The organism is Mesorhizobium sp. 2RAF45 (assembly GCF_052115225.1).
Lineage (GTDB): Bacteria > Pseudomonadota > Alphaproteobacteria > Rhizobiales > Rhizobiaceae > Mesorhizobium > Mesorhizobium jarvisii.
On sequence record NZ_JBFRGG010000023.1, the window covers coordinates 1 to 25,033 of the forward strand.

Annotated in this window: 37 protein-coding genes; all 37 read left to right on the forward strand. The window is 62.0% G+C overall.

What is annotated here, in order from left to right; genetic code table 11:
- The coding region (locus AB4Z43_RS32110; protein ID WP_441940753.1) for an EF-Tu/IF-2/RF-3 family GTPase at positions 1 to 454 on the forward strand (454 nt) is incomplete at its 5' end.
- Between the two features lie 69 nt (positions 455 to 523).
- Entirely contained in the window at positions 524 to 832 is a 309-nt protein-coding gene (rpsJ, locus tag AB4Z43_RS32115; RefSeq protein ID WP_010909272.1) for a 30S ribosomal protein S10, read from the forward strand.
- A 61-nt stretch (positions 833 to 893) separates the two neighbouring features.
- A complete protein-coding gene (rplC, locus tag AB4Z43_RS32120; RefSeq protein WP_010909273.1) occupies positions 894 to 1,607 on the forward strand; it encodes a 50S ribosomal protein L3 in 714 nt (237 codons plus the stop codon).
- Positions 1,607 to 2,227, forward strand: coding sequence for a 50S ribosomal protein L4 (gene rplD, locus AB4Z43_RS32125; RefSeq protein WP_019857964.1), 621 nt, complete (start codon positions 1,607 to 1,609; stop codon positions 2,225 to 2,227). The genes rplC and rplD overlap by 1 nt, the downstream gene beginning before the upstream one ends.
- Positions 2,224 to 2,517: a 50S ribosomal protein L23 gene (locus tag AB4Z43_RS32130; protein ID WP_010909275.1), complete on the forward strand. Its 294-nt coding sequence runs from the start codon at positions 2,224 to 2,226 to the stop codon at positions 2,515 to 2,517. Before rplD ends, AB4Z43_RS32130 begins: the two co-directional genes overlap by 4 nt.
- Before the next feature lie 22 nt (positions 2,518 to 2,539).
- Entirely contained in the window at positions 2,540 to 3,373 is an 834-nt protein-coding gene (gene rplB / locus AB4Z43_RS32135; RefSeq protein ID WP_010909276.1) for a 50S ribosomal protein L2, read from the forward strand.
- 16 nt (positions 3,374 to 3,389) lie between these two features.
- On the forward strand, positions 3,390 to 3,668 hold the full coding sequence (rpsS, locus tag AB4Z43_RS32140) for a 30S ribosomal protein S19 (protein ID WP_006205463.1): 279 nt from the start codon (positions 3,390 to 3,392) through the stop codon (positions 3,666 to 3,668).
- A 2-nt stretch (positions 3,669 to 3,670) separates the two neighbouring features.
- Positions 3,671 to 4,060 carry a 50S ribosomal protein L22 gene (gene rplV, locus AB4Z43_RS32145; protein WP_010909277.1) on the forward strand — a complete coding sequence of 130 codons (390 nt, stop codon included), beginning with the start codon at positions 3,671 to 3,673 and terminating at the stop codon, positions 4,058 to 4,060.
- Positions 4,060 to 4,785 (forward strand): 30S ribosomal protein S3, encoded by a 726-nt coding sequence (gene rpsC / locus AB4Z43_RS32150; RefSeq protein ID WP_010909278.1) that lies wholly within the window; start codon positions 4,060 to 4,062, stop codon positions 4,783 to 4,785. Before rplV ends, rpsC begins: the two co-directional genes overlap by 1 nt.
- Positions 4,786 to 4,812: 27 nt before the next feature.
- Positions 4,813 to 5,226: a 50S ribosomal protein L16 gene (gene rplP, locus AB4Z43_RS32155; protein ID WP_010909279.1), complete on the forward strand. Its 414-nt coding sequence runs from the start codon at positions 4,813 to 4,815 to the stop codon at positions 5,224 to 5,226.
- Positions 5,227 to 5,239: 13 nt separating this feature from the next.
- Positions 5,240 to 5,440: a 50S ribosomal protein L29 gene (rpmC, locus tag AB4Z43_RS32160; protein WP_006205459.1), complete on the forward strand. Its 201-nt coding sequence runs from the start codon at positions 5,240 to 5,242 to the stop codon at positions 5,438 to 5,440.
- A gap of 11 nt (positions 5,441 to 5,451) precedes the next feature.
- The gene (rpsQ, locus tag AB4Z43_RS32165) at positions 5,452 to 5,691 is read left to right on the forward strand and encodes a 30S ribosomal protein S17 (protein WP_010909280.1); all 240 of its coding nucleotides are present in this window, start codon (positions 5,452 to 5,454) and stop codon (positions 5,689 to 5,691) included.
- An 84-nt stretch (positions 5,692 to 5,775) separates the two neighbouring features.
- Entirely contained in the window at positions 5,776 to 6,144 is a 369-nt protein-coding gene (gene rplN / locus AB4Z43_RS32170) for a 50S ribosomal protein L14 (protein WP_006205457.1), read from the forward strand.
- A 12-nt stretch (positions 6,145 to 6,156) separates the two neighbouring features.
- Entirely contained in the window at positions 6,157 to 6,471 is a 315-nt protein-coding gene (rplX, locus tag AB4Z43_RS32175) for a 50S ribosomal protein L24 (RefSeq protein ID WP_441940761.1), read from the forward strand.
- A complete protein-coding gene (gene rplE / locus AB4Z43_RS32180; protein WP_010909281.1) occupies positions 6,464 to 7,042 on the forward strand; it encodes a 50S ribosomal protein L5 in 579 nt (192 codons plus the stop codon). Before rplX ends, rplE begins: the two co-directional genes overlap by 8 nt.
- Before the next feature lie 27 nt (positions 7,043 to 7,069).
- On the forward strand, positions 7,070 to 7,375 hold the full coding sequence (gene rpsN / locus AB4Z43_RS32185; RefSeq protein WP_010909282.1) for a 30S ribosomal protein S14: 306 nt from the start codon (positions 7,070 to 7,072) through the stop codon (positions 7,373 to 7,375).
- 12 nt (positions 7,376 to 7,387) lie between these two features.
- Positions 7,388 to 7,786 (forward strand): 30S ribosomal protein S8, encoded by a 399-nt coding sequence (gene rpsH / locus AB4Z43_RS32190; protein WP_006205453.1) that lies wholly within the window; start codon positions 7,388 to 7,390, stop codon positions 7,784 to 7,786.
- Between the two features lie 88 nt (positions 7,787 to 7,874).
- On the forward strand, positions 7,875 to 8,408 hold the full coding sequence (rplF, locus tag AB4Z43_RS32195) for a 50S ribosomal protein L6 (protein WP_441940764.1): 534 nt from the start codon (positions 7,875 to 7,877) through the stop codon (positions 8,406 to 8,408).
- 86 nt (positions 8,409 to 8,494) lie between these two features.
- The gene (rplR, locus tag AB4Z43_RS32200) at positions 8,495 to 8,854 is read left to right on the forward strand and encodes a 50S ribosomal protein L18 (RefSeq protein WP_010909284.1); all 360 of its coding nucleotides are present in this window, start codon (positions 8,495 to 8,497) and stop codon (positions 8,852 to 8,854) included.
- Between the two features lie 76 nt (positions 8,855 to 8,930).
- Positions 8,931 to 9,500: a 30S ribosomal protein S5 gene (rpsE, locus tag AB4Z43_RS32205; protein ID WP_027046810.1), complete on the forward strand. Its 570-nt coding sequence runs from the start codon at positions 8,931 to 8,933 to the stop codon at positions 9,498 to 9,500.
- Positions 9,501 to 9,524: 24 nt separating this feature from the next.
- Entirely contained in the window at positions 9,525 to 9,722 is a 198-nt protein-coding gene (rpmD, locus tag AB4Z43_RS32210) for a 50S ribosomal protein L30 (protein ID WP_006205449.1), read from the forward strand.
- Positions 9,723 to 9,744: 22 nt separating this feature from the next.
- Entirely contained in the window at positions 9,745 to 10,218 is a 474-nt protein-coding gene (gene rplO / locus AB4Z43_RS32215) for a 50S ribosomal protein L15 (protein WP_010909286.1), read from the forward strand.
- A 194-nt stretch (positions 10,219 to 10,412) separates the two neighbouring features.
- Positions 10,413 to 11,753, forward strand: a complete 1,341-nt coding sequence (gene secY, locus AB4Z43_RS32220) for a preprotein translocase subunit SecY (RefSeq protein WP_019857971.1) — start codon at positions 10,413 to 10,415, stop codon at positions 11,751 to 11,753.
- Positions 11,750 to 12,346 (forward strand): adenylate kinase, encoded by a 597-nt coding sequence (locus AB4Z43_RS32225; RefSeq protein ID WP_019857972.1) that lies wholly within the window; start codon positions 11,750 to 11,752, stop codon positions 12,344 to 12,346. Before secY ends, AB4Z43_RS32225 begins: the two co-directional genes overlap by 4 nt.
- Positions 12,347 to 12,564: 218 nt before the next feature.
- Positions 12,565 to 12,933, forward strand: coding sequence for a 30S ribosomal protein S13 (gene rpsM / locus AB4Z43_RS32230; protein ID WP_006205445.1), 369 nt, complete (start codon positions 12,565 to 12,567; stop codon positions 12,931 to 12,933).
- Between the two features lie 158 nt (positions 12,934 to 13,091).
- Positions 13,092 to 13,481: a 30S ribosomal protein S11 gene (gene rpsK, locus AB4Z43_RS32235; protein ID WP_006205444.1), complete on the forward strand. Its 390-nt coding sequence runs from the start codon at positions 13,092 to 13,094 to the stop codon at positions 13,479 to 13,481.
- A gap of 104 nt (positions 13,482 to 13,585) precedes the next feature.
- Positions 13,586 to 14,596, forward strand: a complete 1,011-nt coding sequence (locus tag AB4Z43_RS32240; protein ID WP_006205443.1) for a DNA-directed RNA polymerase subunit alpha — start codon at positions 13,586 to 13,588, stop codon at positions 14,594 to 14,596.
- A 104-nt stretch (positions 14,597 to 14,700) separates the two neighbouring features.
- On the forward strand, positions 14,701 to 15,132 hold the full coding sequence (gene rplQ / locus AB4Z43_RS32245; RefSeq protein ID WP_010909289.1) for a 50S ribosomal protein L17: 432 nt from the start codon (positions 14,701 to 14,703) through the stop codon (positions 15,130 to 15,132).
- 181 nt (positions 15,133 to 15,313) lie between these two features.
- A complete protein-coding gene (locus AB4Z43_RS32250; protein ID WP_441940769.1) occupies positions 15,314 to 16,807 on the forward strand; it encodes a DegQ family serine endoprotease in 1,494 nt (497 codons plus the stop codon).
- 41 nt (positions 16,808 to 16,848) lie between these two features.
- Positions 16,849 to 18,156, forward strand: coding sequence for a replication-associated recombination protein A (locus AB4Z43_RS32255; protein ID WP_441940771.1), 1,308 nt, complete (start codon positions 16,849 to 16,851; stop codon positions 18,154 to 18,156).
- A gap of 17 nt (positions 18,157 to 18,173) precedes the next feature.
- Positions 18,174 to 18,845 carry a DUF930 domain-containing protein gene (locus tag AB4Z43_RS32260; protein WP_441940773.1) on the forward strand — a complete coding sequence of 224 codons (672 nt, stop codon included), beginning with the start codon at positions 18,174 to 18,176 and terminating at the stop codon, positions 18,843 to 18,845.
- A gap of 176 nt (positions 18,846 to 19,021) precedes the next feature.
- Positions 19,022 to 19,852, forward strand: coding sequence for an aspartyl/asparaginyl beta-hydroxylase domain-containing protein (locus AB4Z43_RS32265; protein ID WP_064982878.1), 831 nt, complete (start codon positions 19,022 to 19,024; stop codon positions 19,850 to 19,852).
- 328 nt (positions 19,853 to 20,180) lie between these two features.
- Positions 20,181 to 21,833 carry a hypothetical protein gene (locus tag AB4Z43_RS32270; protein ID WP_202379242.1) on the forward strand — a complete coding sequence of 551 codons (1,653 nt, stop codon included), beginning with the start codon at positions 20,181 to 20,183 and terminating at the stop codon, positions 21,831 to 21,833.
- Positions 21,834 to 21,880: 47 nt separating this feature from the next.
- Positions 21,881 to 22,255 (forward strand): fluoride efflux transporter CrcB, encoded by a 375-nt coding sequence (crcB, locus tag AB4Z43_RS32275; RefSeq protein ID WP_038652633.1) that lies wholly within the window; start codon positions 21,881 to 21,883, stop codon positions 22,253 to 22,255.
- Between the two features lie 61 nt (positions 22,256 to 22,316).
- A complete protein-coding gene (locus AB4Z43_RS32280) occupies positions 22,317 to 23,297 on the forward strand; it encodes an RluA family pseudouridine synthase (protein ID WP_019857981.1) in 981 nt (326 codons plus the stop codon).
- 47 nt (positions 23,298 to 23,344) lie between these two features.
- Positions 23,345 to 24,214 (forward strand): DMT family transporter, encoded by an 870-nt coding sequence (locus AB4Z43_RS32285; protein WP_064983542.1) that lies wholly within the window; start codon positions 23,345 to 23,347, stop codon positions 24,212 to 24,214.
- 12 nt (positions 24,215 to 24,226) lie between these two features.
- A complete protein-coding gene (locus AB4Z43_RS32290; RefSeq protein ID WP_038646671.1) occupies positions 24,227 to 25,018 on the forward strand; it encodes an ATP12 family chaperone protein in 792 nt (263 codons plus the stop codon).
- Positions 25,019 to 25,033 lie beyond the last annotated feature (15 nt).

The following is a 25,033-nucleotide window of genomic DNA, read 5'->3' on the forward strand; positions in this document are numbered from 1 at the left end:
ATCCGTCCGAATCCGTCCGACGACCAAGACGACCTGCACGGGCGTGGAAATGTTCCGCAAGCTGCTCGATCAGGGCCAGGCTGGCGACAACATCGGCGCGCTGCTGCGCGGCGTTGATCGTGAAGGTGTCGAGCGCGGCCAGGTTCTGGCCAAGCCCGGTACGGTGAAGCCGCACAAGAAGTTCGTGGCCGAGGCCTACATCCTGACCAAGGACGAAGGTGGCCGTCACACGCCGTTCTTCACCAACTACCGTCCGCAGTTCTACTTCCGCACGACGGACGTGACCGGCATCGTGTCGCTGCCGGCTGGCACCGAGATGGTCATGCCTGGCGACAACATCACGGTCGATGTCGAGCTGATCGTGCCGATCGCCATGGAAGAGAAGCTGCGCTTCGCCATCCGTGAAGGCGGCCGCACCGTCGGTGCCGGCATCGTCGTCACCATCAAAGAGTAATTTGGACTTAAACCGATCTGTCGCGGGCGCGGAAGTTGCCCGCGCCGCGCCAGAACAAGGAAGTGACGCATGAACGGACAGAATATCCGCATCCGCCTGAAGGCGTTTGATCACCGCGTGCTCGACGCCTCGACGAAGGAAATCGTGTCGACGGCCAAGCGCACCGGCGCAAACGTCCGCGGCCCCATTCCGCTGCCGACGCGGATCGAAAAGTTCACGGTGAACCGGTCGCCCCACGTCGACAAGAAGAGCCGCGAGCAGTTCGAGATGCGCACGCACAAGCGTCTGCTCGACATCGTCGATCCGACCCCGCAGACCGTCGATGCTTTGATGAAGCTCGATCTGGCCGCCGGCGTCGACGTCGAGATCAAGCTCTAAGGGAATGAGAGCGCGGTAAGGGGCGGTGCCCCTGGCCCGGAACTCTAAAGGAATTGAACCGATGCGTTCAGGTGTGATTGCAAAGAAGGTGGGAATGACCCGCATCTATAACGATGCCGGGGAACATGTTCCCGTCACCGTTCTCCAGATGGAGAACTGCCAGGTCGTGGCGCAGCGCACGCAGGAGAAGAATGGCTACACCGCCGTTCAGCTCGGCGTTGGCCTCGCCAAGGTGAAGAACACGTCGAAGGCGATGCGCGGCCATTTCGCGACCGCTTCCGTCGAGCCGAAGGCGAAGGTTGCCGAGTTCCGCGTCTCGGCCGACAACATGATCGATGTCGGCGCCGAGATTACCGTCGAGCACTTCGTCGCCGGCCAGAAGGTCGATGTGACGGGCACGACGATCGGCAAGGGTTTCCAGGGCGTCATCAAGCGTCACCACATGGGTGGTGGCCGCGCGACGCACGGTAACTCGGTCTCGCACCGTACGCACGGTTCGACCGGCCAGCGCCAGGACCCCGGCAAGGTGTTCAAGGGCAAGAAGATGGCCGGCCACATGGGCGATACCCGTGTGACGACGCAGAATGTCGAGATCGTCTCGACCGATGCCGACCGCGGCCTGATCCTGATCCGCGGAGCGGTTCCCGGATCGAAGGGCGCCTGGATCCTGGTCCGCGATGCGGCCAAGGTGGCACTGCCGGCGAATGCGCCGAAGCCCGCCGCGATCCGCGCCGCTGTTAAGAACGAGGCTCCGGCCACAGAGGGAGCGGAATAATGGATCTCAAGATCACAACGCTTGGCGGCAAGGACGCCGGCAAGGTGAAACTCTCCGAGGAGATTTTCGGCCTTGATCCGCGCGAGGACATCCTGCAGCGCGTCGTGCGCTGGCAGCTCGCCAAGAAGCAGCAGGGCACGCACAAGGCCAAGGGCCGCGCCGAAATCGCGCGCACCGGCGCCAAGATGTACAAGCAGAAGGGTACGGGCCGCGCCCGTCACCATTCGGCACGCGCTCCGCAGTTCCGCGGCGGCGGCAAGGCCCACGGCCCGGTCGTTCGCAGCCACGAGCACGACCTGCCGAAGAAGGTGCGTGCTCTCGGCTTGAAGCATGCTCTCTCGGCCAAGGCCAAGAGCGCGTCGATCATCGTCATCGACGAGCTGAAGCTGACCGAGGCCAAGACCAAGGCGCTGATCGCGAATTTCGCGACGCTGGGCCTGAGCAACGCACTGGTGATTGGTGGTGCCGAGCTTGACAAGAACTTCAAGCTGGCCGCGACCAACATCCCCAACATCGACGTGCTGCCCATCCAGGGCATCAACGTCTACGACATTCTGCGCCGCGGCACGCTGGTCCTTTCCAAGGCCGCCGTCGAGGCTCTCGAGGAGCGCTTTAAATGACCGACCTTCGTCACTACGACGTGATCGTCAGCCCGGCGATCACCGAAAAGTCGACCATGGCTTCCGAGCAGAACCAGGTCGTCTTCAACGTCGCCAAGAAGGCGTCGAAGCCGGAAATCAAGGCCGCCGTCGAAGCGCTGTTCGGCGTCAAGGTGATGGCCGTGAACACGCTTGTCCGCAAGGGCAAGATCAAGCGCTTCCGCGGCACGATCGGCCGCCAGAGCGACGTCAAGAAGGCGATTGTGACGCTGGCCGACGGCCAGTCGATCGACGTCGCGACGGGTCTCTGAGCAAGGCCGCGAGGACAGAACAATGGCACTGAAAAAATTCAACCCGGTAACGCCGAGCACCCGCCAGCTGGTCATCGTCGACCGCTCGGGCCTCTACAAGGGCAAGCCCGTCAAGGGTCTGACCGAGGGCCTGACCAAGTCGGGCGGCCGCAACAATTACGGCCGCATCACCGCCCGCTTCATCGGCGGTGGTCACAAGCGTTCGTACCGCATCATCGACTTCAAGCGCCGCAAGTTCGACGTCGTCGGCACGGTCGAGCGCATTGAATACGATCCGAACCGCACCGCCTTCATCGCGCTGATCAAGTACGACGATGGTGAGCTGTCCTACATCATCGCCCCGCAGCGACTTGCCGCCGGCGACAAGATCGTGGCTGGCGAAGCGGTCGACGTGAAGCCGGGCAATGCGATGCCGCTGGCATCGATGCCGGTCGGTACGATCGTCCACAACATCGAGCTGAAGCCGGGCAAGGGTGGCCAGGTCGCCCGTTCGGCCGGCGGTTACGCCCAGCTCGTCGGTCGCGACCAGGGCATGGCGATCCTGCGCCTCAATTCGGGCGAGCAGCGTGTCGTTCACGGCTCCTGCATGGCCACCGTCGGTGCCGTGTCGAACCCCGACCACGGCAACATCAACGACGGCAAGGCCGGCCGCACGGTTTGGCGTGGCAAGCGCCCGCACAATCGCGGCGTGACCATGAACCCGGTCGACCATCCGCACGGCGGTGGTGAAGGCCGCACCTCCGGTGGCCGTCATCCGGTCAGCCCGTGGGGCAAGCCGACCAAGGGCAAGAAGACGCGGTCCAACAAGGCGACCGACAAGTTCATCCTGCGCTCGCGCCATCAGCGCAAGAGCTAAGAAGAGGTAACGCCAAGTGACTCGTTCTATTTGGAAAGGCCCCTTCATCGACGGCTACCTTCTCAAGAAGGTGGACAAGGTTCGTGAAGGTGGTCGCAATGAGGTGATCAAGATGTGGAGCCGTCGCTCCACCATCCTGCCGCAGTTCGTCGGCTTCACCTTCGGTGTCTACAACGGCCAGAAGCATGTTCCCGTCTCGGTGAACGAGGACATGGTCGGTCATAAGTTCGGTGAATTCGCTCCGACGCGGACTTATTACGGTCACGGCGCGGATAAGAAGGCGAAGAGGAAATAATCATGGGCAAGGCCAAAGCTCCGCGCAGGCTTGCTGACAACGAAGCGCGCGCCGTGTTGCGCACGATCCGTATCAGCCCGCAGAAGCTGAACCTCGTTGCCGCGCTGATCCGCGGCAAGAAGGTCGCGACAGCGCTTTCCGACCTCGAATTCTCGGCCAAGCGGATTTCCGGCACGGTCAAGAAGACGCTGGAATCGGCGATCGCCAACGCGGAAAACAACCACGACCTCGATGTCGATGCGCTGGTGGTGGCGGAAGCCTATGTCGGCAAGTCGATCGTCATGAAGCGGTTCCACGCTCGTGGCCGTGGTCGCGCCAGCCGTATCGAGAAGCCGTTCTCGCACCTCACGATCGTCGTTCGTGAAGTCGAAGAAAAAGGGGAGGCCGCATAATGGGCCAGAAAGTCAATCCGATCGGTCTTCGCCTCGGCATCAACCGCACCTGGGATTCGCGCTGGTTCGCGAACACCGGCGAGTACGGCAAGCTGCTGCATGAGGACATCAAGATCCGCAAGTATCTTGAGAAGGAACTCAAGCAGGCCGCGATCTCCAAGGTCGTGATCGAGCGCCCGCACAAGAAGTGCCGCGTTACCATCCATGCCGCGCGCCCGGGTCTGATCATCGGCAAGAAGGGCGCCGACATCGAGAAGCTTCGCAAGAAGCTGATGGAGATGACGAAGTCCGAGACGCACCTCAACATCGTTGAAGTGCGCAAGCCGGAAATCGACGCGACCCTGGTCGCCCAGTCGATCGCCCAGCAGCTCGAGCGCCGTATCGCGTTCCGCCGCGCCATGAAGCGCGCCGTGCAGTCGGCGATGCGCCTCGGTGCCGAAGGCATCCGCATCAACTGCTCGGGCCGTCTCGGCGGCGCCGAAATCGCCCGCATGGAGTGGTACCGTGAAGGCCGCGTGCCGCTGCACACGCTGCGCGCCGATGTCGACTACGGCACGGCCGAGGCGAATACGGCGTATGGCATCTGCGGCGTCAAGGTCTGGGTATTCAAGGGCGAGATCCTCGAGCACGATCCGATGGCTTCGGAACGTCGCGCGACCGAGGGTGATGCTGCGCATGGCGGTGGTGGTGATCGCGAACGCGGTCGTCGTCGCGAAAACGCCTGAGACATTTAGGAATTTGGAGTTAGAACGATGCTGCAGCCAAAGCGCACAAAGTTCCGCAAGCAGTTCAAGGGCCGTATCCATGGTACCGCAAAGGGCGGCACCAACCTGGATTTCGGTGGTTTCGGGCTGAAGGCGCTTGAGCCGAACCGCGTCACCGCGCGTGAGATCGAGGCGGCCCGCCGCGCGATCACTCGTGAAATGAAGCGTGCTGGCCGCGTCTGGATCCGCATTTTCCCGGATCTGCCGGTCACGTCGAAGCCGACCGAAGTCCGCATGGGCAAGGGCAAGGGTGCCGTCGACTACTGGGCGGCGCGCGTCAAGCCGGGCCGCATCATGTTCGAGATCGACGGCGTCAGTGAAGAAACCGCCCGTGAGGCGCTGCGTCTCGGCGCGGCCAAGCTCTCGGTCAGGACGCGCTTCGTACAGCGCATCGCAGAATAAGGACGGGCTGATCATGAAAGCCGAAGACATCCGGACCAAGACCCAGGACCAGCTGACCGACGATTTGGCCAGCCTGAAGAAGGAGCAGTTCAACCTGCGCTTCCAGAAGGCCACCGGCCAGCTCGAGAAGACCGCGCGCGTGAGGCAGGTCCGTAAGGACATTGCGCGTATCAAGACCATCGCTGCGGAAAAGTCCGCGGCCAAGAAGGCTTAAGGACGAAAACCATGCCAAAGCGCATTCTGCAGGGCACCGTCGTCAGCGACAAGAACGAGAAGACGGTTGTCGTCAAGGTCGAACGGCGCTTCACGCATCCCGTGATGAAGAAGACCGTGCGCATGACCAAGAAGTACAAGGCGCACGACGAGAACAACGCCCACAAGGTTGGCGATCAGGTGTTCATCCAGGAATCGAAGCCGATTTCCAAGGACAAGCGCTGGATCGTCGTGTCTTCGGACCAAGCCTGACCTCCGGGCGTAAACAACGAATTTTGGACAGACCGGGGAGGGGCTTCGAGCCCGTCCCGTTAGAAAAGAAGAAGGCGGCCAGTCATGATTCAGATGCAAACAAACCTCGACGTGGCGGATAATTCCGGCGCGCGTCGTGTCATGTGCATCAAGGTGCTGGGCGGCTCGAAGCGGAAATACGCTTCCGTGGGCGACATCATCGTGGTGTCCATCAAGGAAGCCATTCCGCGCGGCCGCGTTAAGAAGGGCGATGTGATGAAGGCGGTCGTGGTTCGCACGGCCAAGGACATCCGCCGCCCGGACGGCAGCGTGATCCGTTTCGACAAGAACGCGGCCGTTCTCGTCGACAACAAGAAAGAGCCGATCGGCACGCGTATCTTCGGACCGGTTCCGCGCGAACTCCGCGCCAAGAACCACATGAAGATCATCTCGCTCGCGCCTGAAGTGCTGTAAGGAGCCGGACCAATGCAAAAGATTAGAAAAGGCGACAAGGTCGTCGTGCTGGCCGGCAAGGACAAGGGCCGTTCGGGCGAAGTCCTCTCGGTTCAGCCGAAGGATGACACCGCGCTGGTGCGCGGCGTCAACATGATCCGTCGTCACCAGAAGCAGACCCAGTCCCAAGAGGGCGGGATCATTACCAAGGAAGCGCCGATCCAGCTGTCGAACATCGCGCTGGCCGACCCCAAGGATGGCAAGCCGACCCGCGTCGGTTTCACCTTCCAGAAGGACGGCAAGAAGGTGCGCGTCGCCAAGCGCTCGGGAGAAGTCATCAATGGCTAAGGCTCAAAGCAAGCAGGCGACTGCCACCAACACGCCGCGTCTGAAGCAGGTCTACAACGAGACCATCCGCAAGGCGCTGCAGGAGCAGTTCGGCTACGACAACGACATGCAGGTTCCGCGCCTCGACAAGATCGTGCTGAACATGGGTGTCGGCGAAGCGACCGCCGATTCGAAGAAGCCTTCGGTTGCGGCCGAAGACCTGGCGCTGATCGCCGGCCAGAAGGCCGTCGTCACCCGCGCCCGCAATTCGATCGCCGGCTTCAAGGTCCGCGAGAACATGCCGATCGGCGCCAAGGTCACGCTGCGCAAGGAACGCATGTACGAGTTCCTCGACCGCCTCGTGAACATCGCGCTGCCGCGCGTCCGCGACTTCCGCGGACTGAACCCCAAGAGCTTCGATGGCCGTGGCAACTACGCCATGGGCATCAAGGAGCATATCGTGTTCCCGGAGATCAACTACGACAAGGTTGATCAGATCTGGGGCATGGACGTCATCGTTTGTACGACTGCGAAGACGGACGACGAAGCCCGGGCATTGCTCAAGGCTTTCAACTTCCCCTTCCGCCAGTAACGGCAGCGAGAAAAGGAAAAATCTGAAATGGCAAAGACCAGCTCAGTCGAGAAGAACAACAGGCGCCGCAAGCTTGCCGACCAGTACGGTCCCAAGCGCGCTGCCCTGAAGGCGATCATCATGGATCAGTCCAAGCCGATGGAAGAGCGCTTCCGCGCTCAGCTCAAGCTTGCTGCCCTGCCGCGCAACTCGGCCAAGATCCGCATCCGCAACCGCTGCGAAGTCACCGGCCGTCCGCGTGCCTACTATCGCAAGCTCAAAGTATCGCGCATCGCGCTTCGTGATCTCGGCAACAACGGCCAGATCCCGGGCCTGGTCAAGTCGAGCTGGTAAGGAGGACATAACATGTCATTGAGCGATCCTCTCGGCGATATGCTGACCCGCATCCGCAACGCCTACGGCCGCAAGAAGTCGAGTGTCTCGACGCCGGCCTCGCGTCTGCGCACCCGCGTCCTCGACGTGCTGAAGGCTGAAGGCTATATCCGCGACTACAGCCAGACCGACTTCGACAACGGCAAGTCCGAGATCGAAATCGAGCTGAAGTATTTCGACGGTGCGCCGGTCGTGCGCGAAATCGCCCGCGTCTCGAAGCCGGGCCGCCGCGTTTACGTCTCGGCCAAGTCGATTCCGCACGTCGCCAACGGCCTCGGCATCGCCATCCTTTCGACGCCGAAGGGCGTGATGGCCGATCACGAAGCCCGCGAACAGAACGTCGGCGGCGAGATCCTCTGCCAGATCTTCTGATCTGGCAGCTGACCGAAAATTGGAATCCGGTCTTCGGATCGTTCCGAAGACAGAGACCTGAAACAAGAGAAGTGACGAGGACAACAAAATGTCTCGTATTGGAAAGAAACCCGTTTCGCTGCCGCAGGGCGTGACCGCGACCGTCAACGGCCAGACCGTGACGGCGAAGGGCCCCAAGGGCGAGCTGAAGTTCGTGGTGAACGACGAAGTCCTGGTCAAGATGGAAGGCGGCGAGATCGCTGTCCAGCCGCGCGACCAGACCAAGACCGCCCGCTCCAAGTGGGGCATGTCGCGCACGCAGATCGTCAACATTCTGCAGGGCGTCAAGGACGGCTTCGAGAAGAAGCTCGAGATCACCGGCGTCGGCTATCGCGCCGCCATGCAGGGCAAGAACCTGCAGCTGGCTCTTGGCTTCAGCCATGACGTCGTCTATGAGACGCCGGCCGGTGTCACCATCGCTGTGCCGAAGCCGACGGAAATCACCGTGACCGGCATCGACAAGCAGCAGGTCGGCCAGGTCGCCGCCGAGATCCGCGAATATCGCGGTCCGGAGCCCTACAAGGGCAAGGGCGTCCGCTACGCTGGCGAGAAGATCGTCCGCAAGGAAGGCAAGAAGAAGTAAGTGTAACGCCGCGGGGAGCGGTCGCGGGAGGCGCTTCGCCTACCGCATATGGCGGCCCCCGTTTTTTGAAGGCAAGGAAGACCATCATGGGTACCAAGGAATCCACGCAGCGCCGTGCGCAGCGCGTTCGCCGCCAGATCAGGAAGGTCGCCGGTGAGCGTCCGCGCCTGTCGGTTCACCGCACCTCGAAAAACATCTATGTCCAGGTGATCGACGACGCCAAGGGCCACACCATCGCTGCCGCTTCGACGCTCGAGAAGGACCTCAAGGGTTCGCTCAAGACCGGCGCCGACACGGCCGCCGCCGCCGCGATCGGCAAGCTGATCGCCGAGCGCGCCACCAAGGCCGGCGTCAAGGAAGTCGTCTTCGACCGTGGCCCGTACATCTATCACGGCCGCGTCAAGGCGCTGGCTGAAGCTGCCCGCGAAGGCGGTCTGAGCTTCTAATTTCGCCCCCGGTGACCCACAGAGGCGCCGGATCGTATCATCAACCGTGCTTCCGGAAAAAAACAAGGAACAGGATATGGCACAGGAACGTAGGGAAGGCGGCCGCGGCCGCGAGCGTGAGCGCGAAGAGCGCGACGACGGCATGGTGGACAAGCTGGTCCACATCAATCGCGTCGCCAAGGTCGTCAAGGGTGGCCGTCGCTTCGGCTTCGCCGCACTCGTCGTCGTCGGCGACCAGAAGGGCCGCGTCGGCTTCGGTCATGGCAAGGCACGCGAAGTGCCGGAAGCCATCCGCAAGGCAACTGAATCGGCCAAGCGCGACATGATCTTCGTGCCGCTGCGCTCGGGCCGTACGCTGCATCACGACGTCGAGGGACGCTGGGGCGCCGGACGCGTTCTGCTGCGCGCCGCCAAGCAGGGTACCGGCATCATCGCCGGCGGCCCGATGCGCGCCGTTTTCGAGACGCTCGGCATGCATGACGTGGTCGCCAAGTCGATGGGTTCGTCGAACCCTTACAACATGGTTCGCGCCACGTTCGATGCGCTGAAGAGCCAGATGCATCCCAAGGATGTGGCTGCCGCTCGCGGCATCAAGTATTCGACCCTTCAGGCCCGCCGCGGCACCGCCGTTGCGGCTGAAGAATAGTCGATCTGACCAGGGATTTTGACCATGGCCAAGAAAGCAACCAAGACCATCACCGTTGAGCAGATCGGTTCGCCGATCCGCCGCCCGAAGGAACAGCGCGCGACGCTGGTCGGCCTCGGCCTCAACAAGATGCACAAGCAGCGCACCCTGGAAGATACGCCTTCCGTGCGCGGCATGATCGCCGCCGTTCAGCATCTCGTCCGCGTCGTGGACGAGGGCTGAGCCAAAGCGCAGGAGAACTCAGATGAAACTCAACGATCTGCGTGACAAGGACGGCGCGACGCATTCCAAGAAGCGTCTCGGCCGCGGCATCGGTTCCGGCTCGGGCAAGACCGCCGGTCGCGGCGTCAAGGGTCAGAAGGCGCGCTCCGGCGTCGCCATCAACGGCTTCGAGGGTGGCCAGATGCCGCTCTACCGGCGCCTGCCGAAGCGTGGCTTCAACAACATCTTCGCCAAGAGCTTCGTCGTCGTGTCGCTGGCCCGCATCCAGGAAGCCGTCGATGCCAAGAAGCTCGACGCCAAGGCAACCGTGACGGCCGAGGCGCTCGTCGCCGCCGGCGTCATCCGCCGCGTCAAGGATGGCGTGCGCGTGCTGTCCGATGGCGAACTCAAGGCCAAGCTTGCCTTCGACGTCGCCGGTGCTTCCAAGGCGGCGATCGAGAAGATCGAAAAGGCCGGCGGCTCGGTCAAGTTGCCGGAAAAGGCAGCTGCCGAGTAACGGCAATTTGAAGCGCGATCGGCAAGAGTGGGATCCCGTTTTTGCTCACGATTGCGCTTTGATCTGCTCAATTAAGCGGCCGCGTCAACGCGGCCGCTTGCATGTTTAGAGCCCGGAGCTTATCTCGTGAGCTTCGGTGAAACGCACCGCCTGACCTCACGGGCCATCAAGCGTTACCAAGCGGAGAATCAGGCATGGCTTCGGCTGCTGAACAACTAGCCTCGAATCTGAATTTCTCGGCCTTCGCCAAGGCGGAGGACCTGAAGAAACGCATCTGGTTCACCATTGGCGCGTTGCTCGTCTACCGCCTCGGCACCTATATCCCGCTGCCCGGAATCAATCCCGACGCCTTCGCCCAAGCCTTCTCCTCGCAGAGCAAGGGCGTGCTCGGCATGTTCAACATGTTCGCCGGCGGCGCCGTGCAGCGCATGGCGATCTTCGCGCTCGGCATCATGCCTTACATCTCCGCCTCCATCATCATGCAGCTGATGACCTCGGTCATTCCGTCGCTGGAAGCGCTGAAGAAGGAAGGCGAACAGGGCCGCAAGGTCATCAACCAGTACACGCGCTACGGCACCGTGCTTCTGGCACTGGTACAGGCCTATGGCATTTCGGTGGGGCTGGAGAACGGCAACGGCATCGTCAGCGATCCCGGCATGTTCTTCCGCGTTTCGACCGTCGTCACGCTGGTCGGCGGCACCATGTTCCTGATGTGGCTCGGCGAGCAGATTACCGCGCGCGGCATAGGCAACGGCATTTCGCTGATCATCTTCTCCGGCATCGTCGCCGGCTTGCCGCATGCCATTTCCGGCACGCTGGAACTTGGTCGCACCGGCGCCCTGTCGACCGGCCTGATCCTGGCGATCATCGTCCTGGCCATCGTCGTCATCGCGCTCATCGTGTTCTTCGAACGCGCCCAGCGCCGCCTGCTGATCCAGTATCCGAAGCGCCAGGTCGGCAATCGCATGTTCCAGGGCGACACCTCGCATCTGCCGCTGAAGCTCAATACGTCGGGCGTCATCCCGCCGATCTTCGCCTCGTCGCTGCTCCTGCTGCCGGCCACCATCGCCGGCTTCTCGCAGACCACCAACATGCCCGCCTGGGCGAGCACCATCCTGGCCTCGCTCGGCCATGGCCAGCCGCTCTACATGGCGTTCTACGCGGCGATGATCGTGTTCTTCGCCTTCTTCTACACAGCGATTGTCTTCAACCCGAAGGACACCGCCGACCAGCTCAAGAAGCATTCGGGCTTCATCCCGGGCTATCGCCCGGGCGAGCGCACCGCCGATTACATCGATTACGTTCTCACCCGCATCACCGTCGTCGGCGCCATCTATCTGGTGCTGGTGTGCCTGCTGCCGGAGTTCCTGATCTCGGCGACTGGCGTACCATTCTACCTTGGTGGCACATCGCTTCTGATCGTGGTCAGTGTCACGCTCGATACGGTTGCGCAGATTCAGGGCCACCTGATCGCGCACCAGTATGAAGGCCTGATCAAGAAGTCGAAGCTGCGCGGGGGGAAGAAAGCCAGATGAGGTTGATTTTGCTTGGGCCGCCAGGGGCGGGCAAGGGGACACAAGCACAAAGACTGGTAGAAAAACACGGCATACCCCAACTCTCGACGGGAGACATGCTGCGTGCCGCCGTTCAGGCCGGTTCCGAAGTCGGCAAGCGTGCCAAGGCGGTGATGGATGCCGGTGAACTGGTGTCCGACGCCATCGTCAATGCCATCGTCGCCGAGCGGATCGACCAGGCCGACTGCGCCAAGGGATTCATCCTCGACGGCTACCCGCGCACACTGGTGCAGGCCGATGCGGTTGAATCGATGCTTTCTGAGCGTGGCATCGGCCTCGACACGGTCATCGAACTGGTCGTCGACGACAGGGCCCTGGTCGGCCGCATCGTCAAGCGCGCCGAGGACGCCAAGGCCGCCGGGCAGCCGGTGCGCAAGGACGACAATCCGGCGGTGTTCGAGGAGCGCCTGCGCGAGTACTACAAGAAGACCGCTCCGCTGACCGGCTATTATTACGCCAAGGGCAAGCTTAAGACGGTCGACGGCATGGCCAGCATCGACGCGGTGACCGCCGAGATCGAAGCCGTGCTCGCGGCCGCCGCCAAGGCGCGGTAACGGAATCTAAAGATTAGGCTTGACGGGAGCGGCTCGCTGCGGTATGGCGGCCCGTCTTCCTATCAGGTGCGAACTTTGCTTGTCCGCAAGGGCAAGGCAGTCGCTTTGAACTGGAAACTCCCGCAAGGGCCGGCCTCCACCGGACGCGGGGCAACTTTGACAGCGCCGGGACTACCTTGTTTTAAAGGTTGGCCGGCCCACATGGAGAAGGAAAGAACATGGCTCGTATAGCCGGCGTCAACATTCCGACCAACAAGCGCGTCGTCATCGCGCTTCAGTACATTCACGGCATTGGCAAGAAGTTCGCCCAGGAGATCGTCGACAAGGTCGGCATCCCGGCCGAGCGCCGCGTCAACCAGCTGACCGACGCGGAAGTCTTGCAGATCCGCGAGACCATCGACCGTGACTACCAGGTCGAAGGCGACCTGCGTCGCGAAGTGTCGATGAACATCAAGCGTCTCATGGACCTCGGCTGCTACCGCGGCCTGCGTCACCGTCGCTCGCTGCCGGTCCGCGGCCAGCGCACGCACACCAATGCACGCACCCGCAAGGGCCCGGCCAAGTCGATCGCCGGCAAGAAGAAGTAATTTGGGTGAATAAGGGAGTAGGGGAGTAAGGCAGTAGGGAATGCCCGCCAGTCGGGTCGCATTTCTCCCTACTCCCTTACTGCCCTATTCCCCTACTCCCTTACGAAGGTGGAGCCGCTGGCATTACGGCGGTGTAGAGATCAACTGAAAGGAATACCATGGCCAAGGAAGCCGCTCGTGTTCGCCGTCGCGAACGCAAGAATATCTCGTCGGGCGTTGCCCACGTCAATTCGACCTTCAACAACACGATGATCACCATCACCGACGCGCAGGGCAATTCGATTGCCTGGTCGTCGGCCGGTGCCCAGGGCTTCAAGGGTTCGCGCAAGTCGACCCCGTTCGCCGCCCAGATGGCTGCCGAGGACGTCGCCAAGAAGGCCCAGGAACACGGCATGCGCATGCTCGAAGTCGAGGTCTGCGGACCTGGCTCCGGTCGTGAATCGGCGCTGCGCGCCCTGCAGGCGGCCGGCTTCACCATCACCTCGATCCGTGATGTGACGCCGATCCCGCACAATGGCTGCCGCCCGCGCAAGAAGCGCCGCGTCTAAGAAATTACCGAACGCCGCGCGAACGCCCACAGGGGCGTTCCTCCGCGGTATTCCAGGTCGCCCGCCACGATTGGATGGTGGCGGGTCAACGGAAGGAAAGCATCATGATCCAGAAAAATTGGCAGGAACTGATCAAGCCGAACAAGATCGAGTTCTCGTCGAAGAAGAAGACGCTGACCACGCTGGTCGCCGAGCCGCTTGAGCGTGGCTTTGGCCTCACGCTGGGCAACGCGCTGCGCCGCGTGCTTCTGTCTTCGCTGCGCGGTGCGGCTGTGACCGCCGTGCAGATCGACGGCGTTCTGCATGAATTCTCGTCCATCGCCGGTGTGCGCGAGGACGTGACCGACATCGTCTTGAACATCAAGGAAATCGCCATCCGCATGGAAGGCGACGGCCCCAAGCGCATGGTCGTGCGCAAGCAGGGACCGGGTGCGGTTCTCGCCGGCGACATCCAGACGGTTGGCGATGTCGAGATCCTCAATCCCGACCACGTCATCTGCACGCTGGACGAAGGCGCTGAAATCCGCATGGAATTCACCGTCGACACCGGCAAGGGCTACGTGCCGGCCGAGCGCAACCGCGCCGAGGACGCGCCGATCGGCCTGATCCCGGTCGACAGCCTCTATTCGCCGGTCAAGAAGGTCTCCTACAAGGTCGAGAACACCCGCGAGGGCCAGGTTCTCGACTATGACAAGCTGACCATGACCATCGAGACCGACGGTTCGATCTCGGGCGAGGACGCGGTGGCTTTCGCCGCCCGCATCCTGCAGGACCAGCTCGGCCTGTTCGTCAACTTCGACGAGCCGCAGAAGGAAGTCGCCGCCGAAGCCGTCACCGAGCTCGCCTTCAACCCGGCGCTGCTCAAGAAGGTCGACGAGCTCGAGCTTTCGGTGCGTTCGGCCAACTGCCTGAAGAACGACAACATCGTCTACATCGGCGATCTCATCCAGAAGACCGAAGCCGAGATGCTGCGCACCCCGAACTTCGGCCGCAAGTCGCTGAACGAGATCAAGGAAGTGCTGGCGGCAATGGGCCTGCACCTCGGCATGGAAGTGCCGGACTGGCCGCCGGAAAACATCGAAGACCTCGCCAAGCGCTACGAAGACCAATATTGAGCATGAATTCCAAGGATCGGCGGCGTGAGCCGCTCGATCCGACGGTCATGCGGAAAACCATCAGAGGCCTTGGCCTCTTGAACAACTGAAGAAGGAAAAGAGCCATGCGCCACGGTTTCAAAGGCCGTCGCTTCGCCCGAAGCATTAGCCATCGCAAGTCGATGTTCGCCAACCTCGCCGTGTCGCTGCTCGAGCACGAGCAGATCGTCACCACCCTGCCGAAGGCGAAGGACCTGCGTCCGATCGTCGAGAAGCTGGTAACACTCGGCAAGCGCGGCGACCTGCACGCCCGCCGCCAGGTGATCGCGCAGATCGGCAATGAAGGCGTCGTTAAGCGCCTGTTCGACACCATCGCCCCGCGCTACGCCAACCGCAACGGCGGTTATTTGCGCATCATGAAAGCCGGCTTCCGTCACGGCGACAACGCCGCGATGGCCGTCATTGAGTTCGTCGATCGCGACACCTCGGCCAAGGGCGCTGGCGACCGCGCCCGCCTCGAAGCCGAAGGCACCGACGCGGAAGCCGCGGCCGCATAAGGCCACCTCTTTCCGGAATGAATTGAAGGGGCCTGCGGGCCCCTTTTTCATGCCCTACGCCTACCAAGGCGCACCTTAAACGATCTGCCGGCGCGAAAATAATCGGATTTCAGCGGCTTAGCCTTTCATTTTGCACAATCGTCGGGACAATGCGCCCGAACTTGCCTTGGAGGATTCGCGAATGCGCGCCAAAAGACTGTCCCTTGTTCTGCTCTGCGCCTTCATGGTGTTCGCAGCCGCACCGGCAGTCCGGCAGGCGTTCGCCGAAGACGCGGCAAAACCCGCCGATCCGGGCCTGTCGGACGTGCTGACCGATCTGCTGCACGGTGTCGAAGGCGAGAATGCCACCTCGGGGCCTGACAAGCGCGTGCCGTTCGGCCGTGAGGAGGTACAGCTTTCGTTCGCGCCGCTGGTCAAGCAGACGGCGCCGGCCGTGGTCAATGTCTATGCCTCGCAGACGGCCAAGGTCACATCGCCTTTTGAAGGCGATCCGTTCTTCGAGGAGTTTTTCGGCCGTGCGCAGCCGCGCGCCCAATCCTCGCTGGGCTCAGGTGTGCTTGTCGATCCGAGCGGCGTCATCGTCACCAATTTTCACGTCATCAAGGATGCCGACGAGGTCAAGGTGGCGACCGCCGACGGGCGCGAATTCACCAGCAAGGTGATGCTGAAGGACGAGACGCTGGATCTAGCCGTGCTCAAGATCGAATCCGACAAGCCGTTCCCGGTCATCGCCATTGGCGATTCCGACGCGCTGGAGGTCGGCGACCTAGTGCTGGCCATCGGCAATCCCTTCGGCGTCGGTCAGACCACCACCAGCGGCATTGTTTCGGCACTTGCCCGCAGCCATATCGGCGTCTCGGATTCGGGCTATTTCATCCAGACCGACGCGGCCATCAATCCCGGCAATTCCGGCGGCGCGCTGATCAACATGGGCGGCCAGCTGGTCGGCATCAACACCGCCATCTACAGCCGCAGCGGCGGCTCGATCGGCATCGGTTTCGCCATCCCGGCCAACATGGTGCGGGCTTTCGCCGATGCGGCCAAGGCCGGCCTCGATTTCTTCGAGCGGCCCTATATCGGCGCCGAGTTCGAGGCGGTGACGCCGCAGATCGCCGAATCGCTCGGCATGGAAAAGCCGACCGGTGCGCTGGTGTCTTCGGTCGATGCTACTGGGCCAGCCGGCAAGGCCGGGCTGAAGGCTGGCGATGTCGTGCTGCAGATCAACGGCAAGCCGGTCGAGAGCATCGAGGCGCTGGACTATCGCATGGCGACGCTGTCGATCGGCACAAAGGCGAATTTCGCGATCCTGACCAAGGGCCAGCAAGCAGCCATGGACATCGCGCTGGAGCGCGCGCCGGAAGGTGCGAAAGCCTCGGAAGTGACGCTGCATGGCCGCAGCCCGTTCTCGGGCGCGAAGGTCGCGGAACTGTCGCCGCGGCTTGCCCAGAAGCTTGGCCTGCGCACCGATCTCAAGGGCGTGACGGTGATCGACATCAACCGCGACTCGCCGGCCGCCGATTTCGGCTTCATCCCGGGCGACATCGTGCGCGAGGTCAACGGCACCACCATCGATACCGCCGCGACCCTGGCGCAGGTAGCCCAGCAGGATACGCGCTGGTGGCGCTTTACCGTCGAGCGCGGCGGGCAGATACTGCGCCAGGTGCTGCGTTACTGAGTTCGATCTGAAGGGATCGCGCTCCAAACCAAAAGAAGTACATGGCCGATCTGTTCAGTGTCGATGAACCGGAAAAGGCGCCGCCCGGGCGGCCGCTGGCCGACAGGCTGCGGCCGAGAAATCTTGGCGAGGTCGTCGGCCAGGAGCATCTGACCGGCCCCGATGGCGCGCTGACCCGGCTGATCGGCTCGGGCTCACTCGGCTCGATGATTTTCTGGGGGCCGCCGGGCACCGGCAAGACCACGGTGGCAAGGCTGCTCGCCGGCGAGACCAGCCTTGCCTTCGAGCAGATTTCGGCGGTGTTTTCCGGCGTTGCCGACCTGAAGAAAGTGTTCGAGACGGCCAAGCTGCGCCGCGCCAACGGCCGCCAGACCTTGCTGTTCGTCGACGAGATCCATCGCTTCAACCGCGCCCAGCAGGATTCCTTTCTCCCTGTCATGGAGGACGGGACGGTCGTCCTGGTCGGCGCCACGACGGAAAACCCGTCCTTCGAGCTCAACGCGGCTCTGTTGTCGCGCGCGCGCGTCATGGTTTTCCATTCGCTCGGCGAGGAGAGCATCGCCAAGCTGATGGTGCGGGCTGAGGAGATGGAGGGCAGGGCGCTGCCGCTCGATGACGAGGCCCGCGCCATGCTGATCCGCATGAGCGATGGCGACGGCCGCGCATCGCTGACGCTGGCCGAGGAAGTCTGGCGCGCCGCCAAGCCCGGTGAGGTCTTTGATCCCGAAGGGCTGCAGCGTATCGTCCAACGCCGTGCGCCGATCTACGACAAGGGCCAGGACGGCCACTACAATCTGATCTCGGCGCTGCACAAATCGGTGCGCGGTTCCGATCCCGACGCGGCACTCTACTATCTCGCGCGCATGTTCGACGCCGGCGAGGATCCGCTCTATCTTGGCCGCCGGCTGGTGCGCATGGCGATGGAAGACATCGGCCTAGCCGATCCGCAGGCGCTGGTCGTCGCCAATGCCGCCAAGGACGCCTACGACTATCTGGGCTCTCCGGAAGGCGAGCTCGCCTTTGCCGAGGCCACCGTCTATCTCGCCACCGCGCCCAAATCCAATGCCGTCTACACGGCCTTCAAGGCGGCGACGCAGGCAGCCAAGCAGCATGGCTCGCTGCTGCCGCCGAAGCATATCCTCAATGCGCCGACCAAGCTGATGAAGGAAGAGGACTACGGCGCGGGCTATCGCTACGATCATGATGAGCCCGACGCATTTTCGGGCCAGGACTATTTTCCGGAGAAGATGGGCCGCCAGACCTTCTACGATCCGCCTGAGCGTGGTTTCGAGCGCGACATCAGGAAGCGGCTCGACTATTGGGCGAAGCTGCGCAAGGAACGGGAATAGCGGATTTGCGTGGCCCGGTGGTCGTCACGCTTCGAAGCGAGGCCCCGCCATGGGGTATCTCAACCTCGGTTGCTCTCCACGCACTGCTGGCCGCGATGCTGGCGCTCATGCCGCTGCCAAAGCGGCCGAAGCGGCTGGACGAGGAAGGGGTGTCGGTCGACATTCTGACACCCCAGCAGTTCGAGGCCTCGACAAGGCCGCCGCCGGCGCCAGCACCGCCTTCAGCGCCCGAGGCGCAAGCGTCCGTACCAACACCAACAACACCATCAACCACTCCTCGATCTATATCGCCCACCGCGCCGACCATGATTCGGCCGACCGAAATGCTGTCGGCCAAGACGCTCGCCGATCCGCGCAGCCGGCAGGCGCGCGCCGATCTCGCGACCTTCGCTTCCGACGAACGCATGGTGCAATTGTGCAATCTCGAGGCCATGGACCAGATCCGGCGATGGCGCGTGGACTTTCAGCCGGAACGCGTCGTGCCTTATGCGACAGCTGAGGAGAAGATCGGCGGCACCACGATCACCGCGGACGGCGCGGCTTTCCGCAGTCGCAAAAACTGGTATGGTCTGAAGTTCAAATGCCAGCTCGCGCGGGACGGCGAAAGCGTCATCGGCTTTGAGTTCCTGGTCGGCGATCCCGTGGCCAGGGAGAAATGGAACGAGCTCGGCTTGCCAGCGGTGCATTGACCCCAGCGATGCATTGACCGAAGTCTGGCAAATTCCACCAGGCAACTGCCAGGCCACGATGTCGTGGCGTTGTGCGGCGACCCAAAAAACCTTATCAAGGCGCACGGCCGGGCGGTGGTCGTTGCCGAGATTTGGCACACTCATTCGCAACAGGATCGCGCTCCGCGCGTGGAAAAATGACAAAAACCCTTCGCAAAACCCTTCGCAAATTCGCCATCGCCATCCCGCTTCTCGCCCTTGGCTTCTACTTCATCCCCATTCTGACGACGATCTTCATCGTCTGCGGCCTGATCGACGTGCTGCGCAACGACAGGAAGGATCTGGCGCTGTTCTCAGGCTACTTCCTAGGCAACGGCCTGTTCACCTGGCTCTTGTCGCCGTTCAACCTGCTGGTCGATCTGCTCTGCTACCGCAATCCCGGTGTGTGGAAGCTGGAGCAGTTTCCGGAGGATTATCAGCGCGAGGTCAATGAGGTCCTGGACATCTTCAAGGCGCGCAAGGATGAGATCATCGCCGATATCGATGCCAATTTCGGCGCCGGCCGGCGTGGCATGTATGTCTACCAGTGGTATGGCAAACACCGGATCGACAACGTCGCCGAGTTCAACAAGGATTTCAAATACATCAAGACCATCGCCGTTTCGGTCTTCAGCAAGCGCGAATCGACCTCCTGGCACTTCGGCCCGCTGCGCCTCAGCCTTCGCATCCTCTACAATCTGATCCCGGTGAAGGCGGAAATCTTCGTCGAATGCGGCAACGTCAAGAACTACTGGTACGACAATCCGCAGTTCATCTTCGACGACACGCTGCTGCACCGTTCGGTCAACGAATATGACGGCCGCCGCTACTGCGTGTTCATGGACATCATCAGGCCGTCCCCGTTCCCGAGACTCATTGCCGGCATGCTCGCGGTTGTCTCGGTCAGCGTCGAGCGCATCAATTCGATGTTCTACAAGAACTGGAAGATGATCGGCTCGACCAAGCCGAAGAAGATCGAAACCACCTGACCTGAAAACGTCGACGCTGCCGGCTCTGCTGGCAGCGTCAGGGTGCGATGCATTATCTTTTGCCGACTTCTCGCGCACGGCTTCTGTATATCACATATGAATAATATATCGAACGGCTGCTTGGAAGAAGCGGTCCCTTCGGCGGTATTTCTGTGTGTCGTCGACGCTTGCGACGTCCATGCGTTCAAGTATACATCTTTATCAAGTCATCAATAATTCGTGATACGAATTGGCAAATCCCGATCGCGGAAACGGCATTCGAGTGTATTAGAAATAGCTTAAATAAGACTTAGGCGGACCCCGTCTCTTCCATTCTTGGCGGCTTCAAGTGATCGGGAAAAAAATCTTCGGATTCTGGGGGGCTTACATCTGCGCCGTGTTACTTGGCGCTGCTGTGAGCGCCGCGTACATAAGTCTCGAAGAGTCCGTCTATTATTGGGACTTCGCGGCCTATTTCAACATGTTCAACCAGCAGGGCGCACTTCTGGTCGAAAGCCCTTTCGAATGGCTGAGCCAATTGGGCACCTCTATCGCCACGGAAGATTACGGCGTGGCGATCCTGGTGCCGCTGATGCCGTTTCACCTTGTTTTTGGCGGTTCAAGGCTTTCCTTCGTTACCGGAATAGTCGCGGTCTACCTGGTTCCAGCGGTTCTTTTGATAGGCAGAATAAGCTATCAGGAGGCGGTCTCCGAGATACCGTCCCGTAGCTGGATCGCCGTCTGGATCGCGGCCTTCCTGTACACGCCGTTCTGGGCGCCGACGCTTCGGGGAATGCCTGACATTGCCGGCTGTCTCGCCCTGACCGCGGCAACCTATTTTTTCTGGAAATCCAAATTCCTGACCCGCGAACCGGTGGTGAGCGGAATAGCCGTCGGCGCCTGCCTGTGGTTGGCGTTCATGCTGCGCCGCTGGTACGCCTATGCGGACATAGGGATCACCGTTTCCGCGGCATTCCTGGGTTTGCTGCAGATCGCAAGGGAGCGGGATTTGCCGGCCTTCCGCAACGCGGCTCTGGGCGGCGCGTGCGCGATTTTCCTTATTGCCGCGACGGCGTTGAACTTCCAGCTGCCGCTAATTGCCAAGATTCTGCAAACCAGCTACGCCGACCTTTACAGCGGATACAAGACGACCTTTGTCACCCAGCTCGGTGACGTCGGATCCCGGCTCAGCTATCTGAACTGGGCGTTGATTGTGGTGGGCCTCTACATCTCGGTTGTGCGCCGCAACAGATTTGCCGTCTTCTGTGCCATGGCCTCGGTGCTTACCTTCTTGGCTTTCATCCGGACGCAGGACCCGGAACGTCATCATTCCTTGCCGATTTTTCTTTGGCTCTTTCCCGCCTATGCCCAGGCAATCGTTTCGATCGTCTCCGTGCCGGGACTGAAATCACGATGGCCGACCGTCGCCATGGCCGCTGTTGCCGGATTTGCTTTTTTGGGCACGTTTTTTCCAGCCGGCCGTCAGTTGTTGTCCCCGGTTGGCTTCGTCTTCGCCAGGGAAGCCACGCTTCCCCTTCACCTTGACAATCTCCCCGAATACAGCCGCCTGATCGATGACCTCGTCGACAGGATGGAACCGAAGGACCGCTTTTCGGTATTTGCGTCGGGTCCTGTGATGAGCGACGCCCTGTTGTTCGGCATGAAACGGGATCTTGTTACCCATGTCGGATGGATTTGCCAGGTGGACAGTCGTGATCGGTTCCGACCGGACGCATTGAAATCCAGATATGTTGTCGTGACCGACCGGCCGGTTACTCATCTGCAACCGGGCGCGCAGATCTGCGTCACGCTCCCGAACCAGTATATTCTTGAAGGCAAGGGTATCGGTGCCGCGTACAGGCGCATTGCGCAGTACCGATTGTCAGGCGGTGTCGCCGGCTATCTCTACGAACAGGTACGCCCGGTCAGAAAGGCCGAGGTCGATGCCCTCTACGTCGAATTCAAGAAGAAGTATCCAGACTGGACGGTGCCTGAATGGTGATTGCGAAGGGATTGACGCCACGGCCTCGACACGGGCAGTAGACGATGATGTTCAATCTGCTTCTCGTGGTCGTCGGCGGCGGCATCGGCGCCGGCATCCGCCATCTCACCAACATGGGCGCGCTGCGTCTTGTCGGCCCCAACTACCCCTGGGGCACGATGGTCATCAACATCGTCGGCTCCTTTGCCATGGGCCTGTTCATCGCCGCCCTGGCGCGCCGCGGCGGGTCGAACGAAGTCAGGCTGTTCGTCGCCACCGGCATCTTTGGCGGCTTCACGACTTTTTCCGCCTTTTCGCTCGATTTCGCGACGCTGTGGGAGCGCGGAGCCACGCTGCCGGCATTTGGGTATGCGCTGGCCAGTGTCATTGGCGCGATCATCGCCCTGTTTTTGGGTCTTTGGCTCGCAAGAAGCCTGCCTTAATGCTATTGCCGCGCCAAGCGCAGGCCGAGTCCTGCTTTGGAAACGGATAAGCGAAGAAAAAATGGCAGGCGTTGAACAGATCACGGTGGAGGCCGGCGAGGCGGGCATGCGGCTCGATCGCTGGTTCAAGACGCATTTCCCGGGCCTTGGTTTCGGCCATTTGCAGAAGCTGCTGCGCTCCGGCCAGATCCGCGTCGACGGCGGCCGCGTCAAGGCCGACAGCCGTGTCGAGCCCGGCCAGGTGGTGCGTATCCCGCCACTCGAGGTCGACAAGAAGGGCGAGAGCGCGCTGACTGGCCATTCGATCCGCAACCAGGGCGATGCCGACGTCCTGGCGAAAATGCTGATCCATGAGGATCCGAAGGTTTTCGTCTTCAACAAGCCGGCGGGCCTTGCGGTGCAGGGCGGCTCGGGCGTCACCCGCAATGTCGACGACATGCTGGAAGCCTGGCGCAACCAGAAGGGTGAGAAGCCGCGGCTGGTCCACCGGCTCGACCGCGACACGTCGGGCGTGCTGGTTGTCGCCCGTACGAGACTGGCCGCCATGAAGCTGTCGGAAGCGTTCCGCGCCCGCGAAACGAAGAAGACCTACTGGGCGCTGGTCAAGGGCGTGCCGCCGAAGCGCGAGGACAAGATCTCGACCTGGCTGATCAAGGAGCCGACCGAGGATGGCGACCGCGTCCGGGTCGCAGCGCATGGTGAAAAAGGCGCCGACCATGCCGTGTCCTACTACCGCATCATCGAGCAGGCGGCGCAGACCATGACCTGGCTGGAGATGGAACCTTACACGGGCCGCACCCACCAGCTTCGCGTCCATGCCGCCTATATCGGCTGCCCGATCATCGGCGATCCGAAATATTTCGAGGCCGACACCAACTGGGATTTCCCCGGCGGTATCCAGAATCGCCTGCATCTGCATGCGCGCCGCATCATCATTCCGCATCCCGACAAGGGCGTCATCGACGTCACCGCGCCGATGCCGCCGCACATGCGCCAGAGCTGGAACCTGATCGGCTTCGACGACGCCAGCGCGGAGGATTGATCTTGAGCGGCGCCACTGACGCGCTCGATCGGCGCGACACAGTCGACATGGCCGCCGCCGCCATCATGGTCGGCCTGACCTTTTCCTGGGGCCTGAACTATGTCGCCGCCAAAATCTCCTATGCCGGCTACGATCCCGTCTTCCTGTCGATCGCACGCTCGATCATCGGCGGCTTCTGCGTCTTCCTCTGGTGCCGCTGGCGCGGCATCGCTCTGTTCAGGCGCGATGGCACATTGCTCGCCGGCATTGCCGTAGGCGTGCTTTTCGGCATCGAGTTCCTTTGCCTCTATGTCGGCCTGGAGCATACGACTGTTGCCCGCAACACGCTGCTGGTCAACTCAATGCCGTTCTGGATGCTGATTGGCGGTCACTTCCTGCTTGGCGAACAGATCACCATGCGCAAGTTCCTCGGCCTGCTGCTGGCTTTTGCCGGCCTCACCGCCGTCTTTTCCGACAAGCTTGGCGGCGGCGACATGCTGTTCGGCGATCTGCTCAGTCTTGGCTCCGGGTTCTTCTGGGCTTTGACCAATATCCTCATCAAGCGGTCGAAACTGGTCGTGGCGAGCGCCGAGAAGCTGCTGCTCTACCAACTCGCCGGCGCGGCTATCGTCGGCATATTGGTGCTGCCTCTCGCCGGCCCGCCGGTGCGCGATCCGTCCTTGTTGCCAACTTTGGCGCTGCTTTTCCAGGCGATCTATATCGTCGCCTTCACCTATGTCCTGTGGTTCTGGCTTCTGCGCCGCTATCCGGCCTCCGGCCTGTCCAGCTTTACCTTCCTGTCGCCGGTTTTCGGTGTCCTGTGCGGCGCGATCATCTTGAACGAGCCGCTGACCATTCGCATTTTTCTGGCACTTGGCTTGATTGCGGCGGGCCTGATCATCGTTAACCGGCCGGCGCGCAAGCCGACACCGGTGTGAGAGTGACTTTTCATGCGTGACATCCTCAACGACCTCGAAGCGGGCAAGTATCTTTCCGATCCGGATCCGGTCCGCCGCGCCCAGATTCAGATGAAGACGCCGCTGCCCAAGCGCTTCTACAAAACCGCTTCGGTTGTGCCGATAGAGGGAGGTTTTGCCGTGCATCTCGACGGCAAGCCGGTGCGCACGCCGGGCAAGGCGCTGCTGGCGCTGCCGACCGAGGCGGCGGCAGTGCTGGTTGCAGGCGAGTTCGCGGAACAGGGCGAGACGATCAATCCGGTGACGATGCCGGTGATGCGCCTGGTCAACACTACCATCGACGGCGTTGCCAACGATCCGCAGGCGGTGCTGGAAGACATACTGCGGTTTGCCTCATCGGATCTGCTCTGTTACCGCGCCGACGCTCCCCAAGGGCTGGTCGCGCGGCAGAACGAGCAGTGGGATCCGGTCATCGATTGGGCGCGCACGACATTGGGGGCTCGCTTCAACCTTGCCGAGGGCATCATCCATGTCGAGCAGCCACGCGAGACGATCGCCGTTCTGGGCAGTCATCTCAATCAGCGCGCCGAGCCGCTGCGGTTGGCCGCCATCCACCTCATGACCTCGCTGACGGGTTCGGCGCTGCTGGCGCTGGCGGTCGATTTCGGCGAGCTCGATGCCGAGACTGCCTGGGCCGCCGGCCATGTCGACGAGGACTGGCAGATCGAGCATTGGGGGCAGGACGCCGAAGCGGTCGCGCGCCGTGCCGCCCGCAAACGCGATATGATGGCTGCCGTCAGCCTTCTCGAGGCGCTCAAGGGTTGACCCTGCGGCGATTGC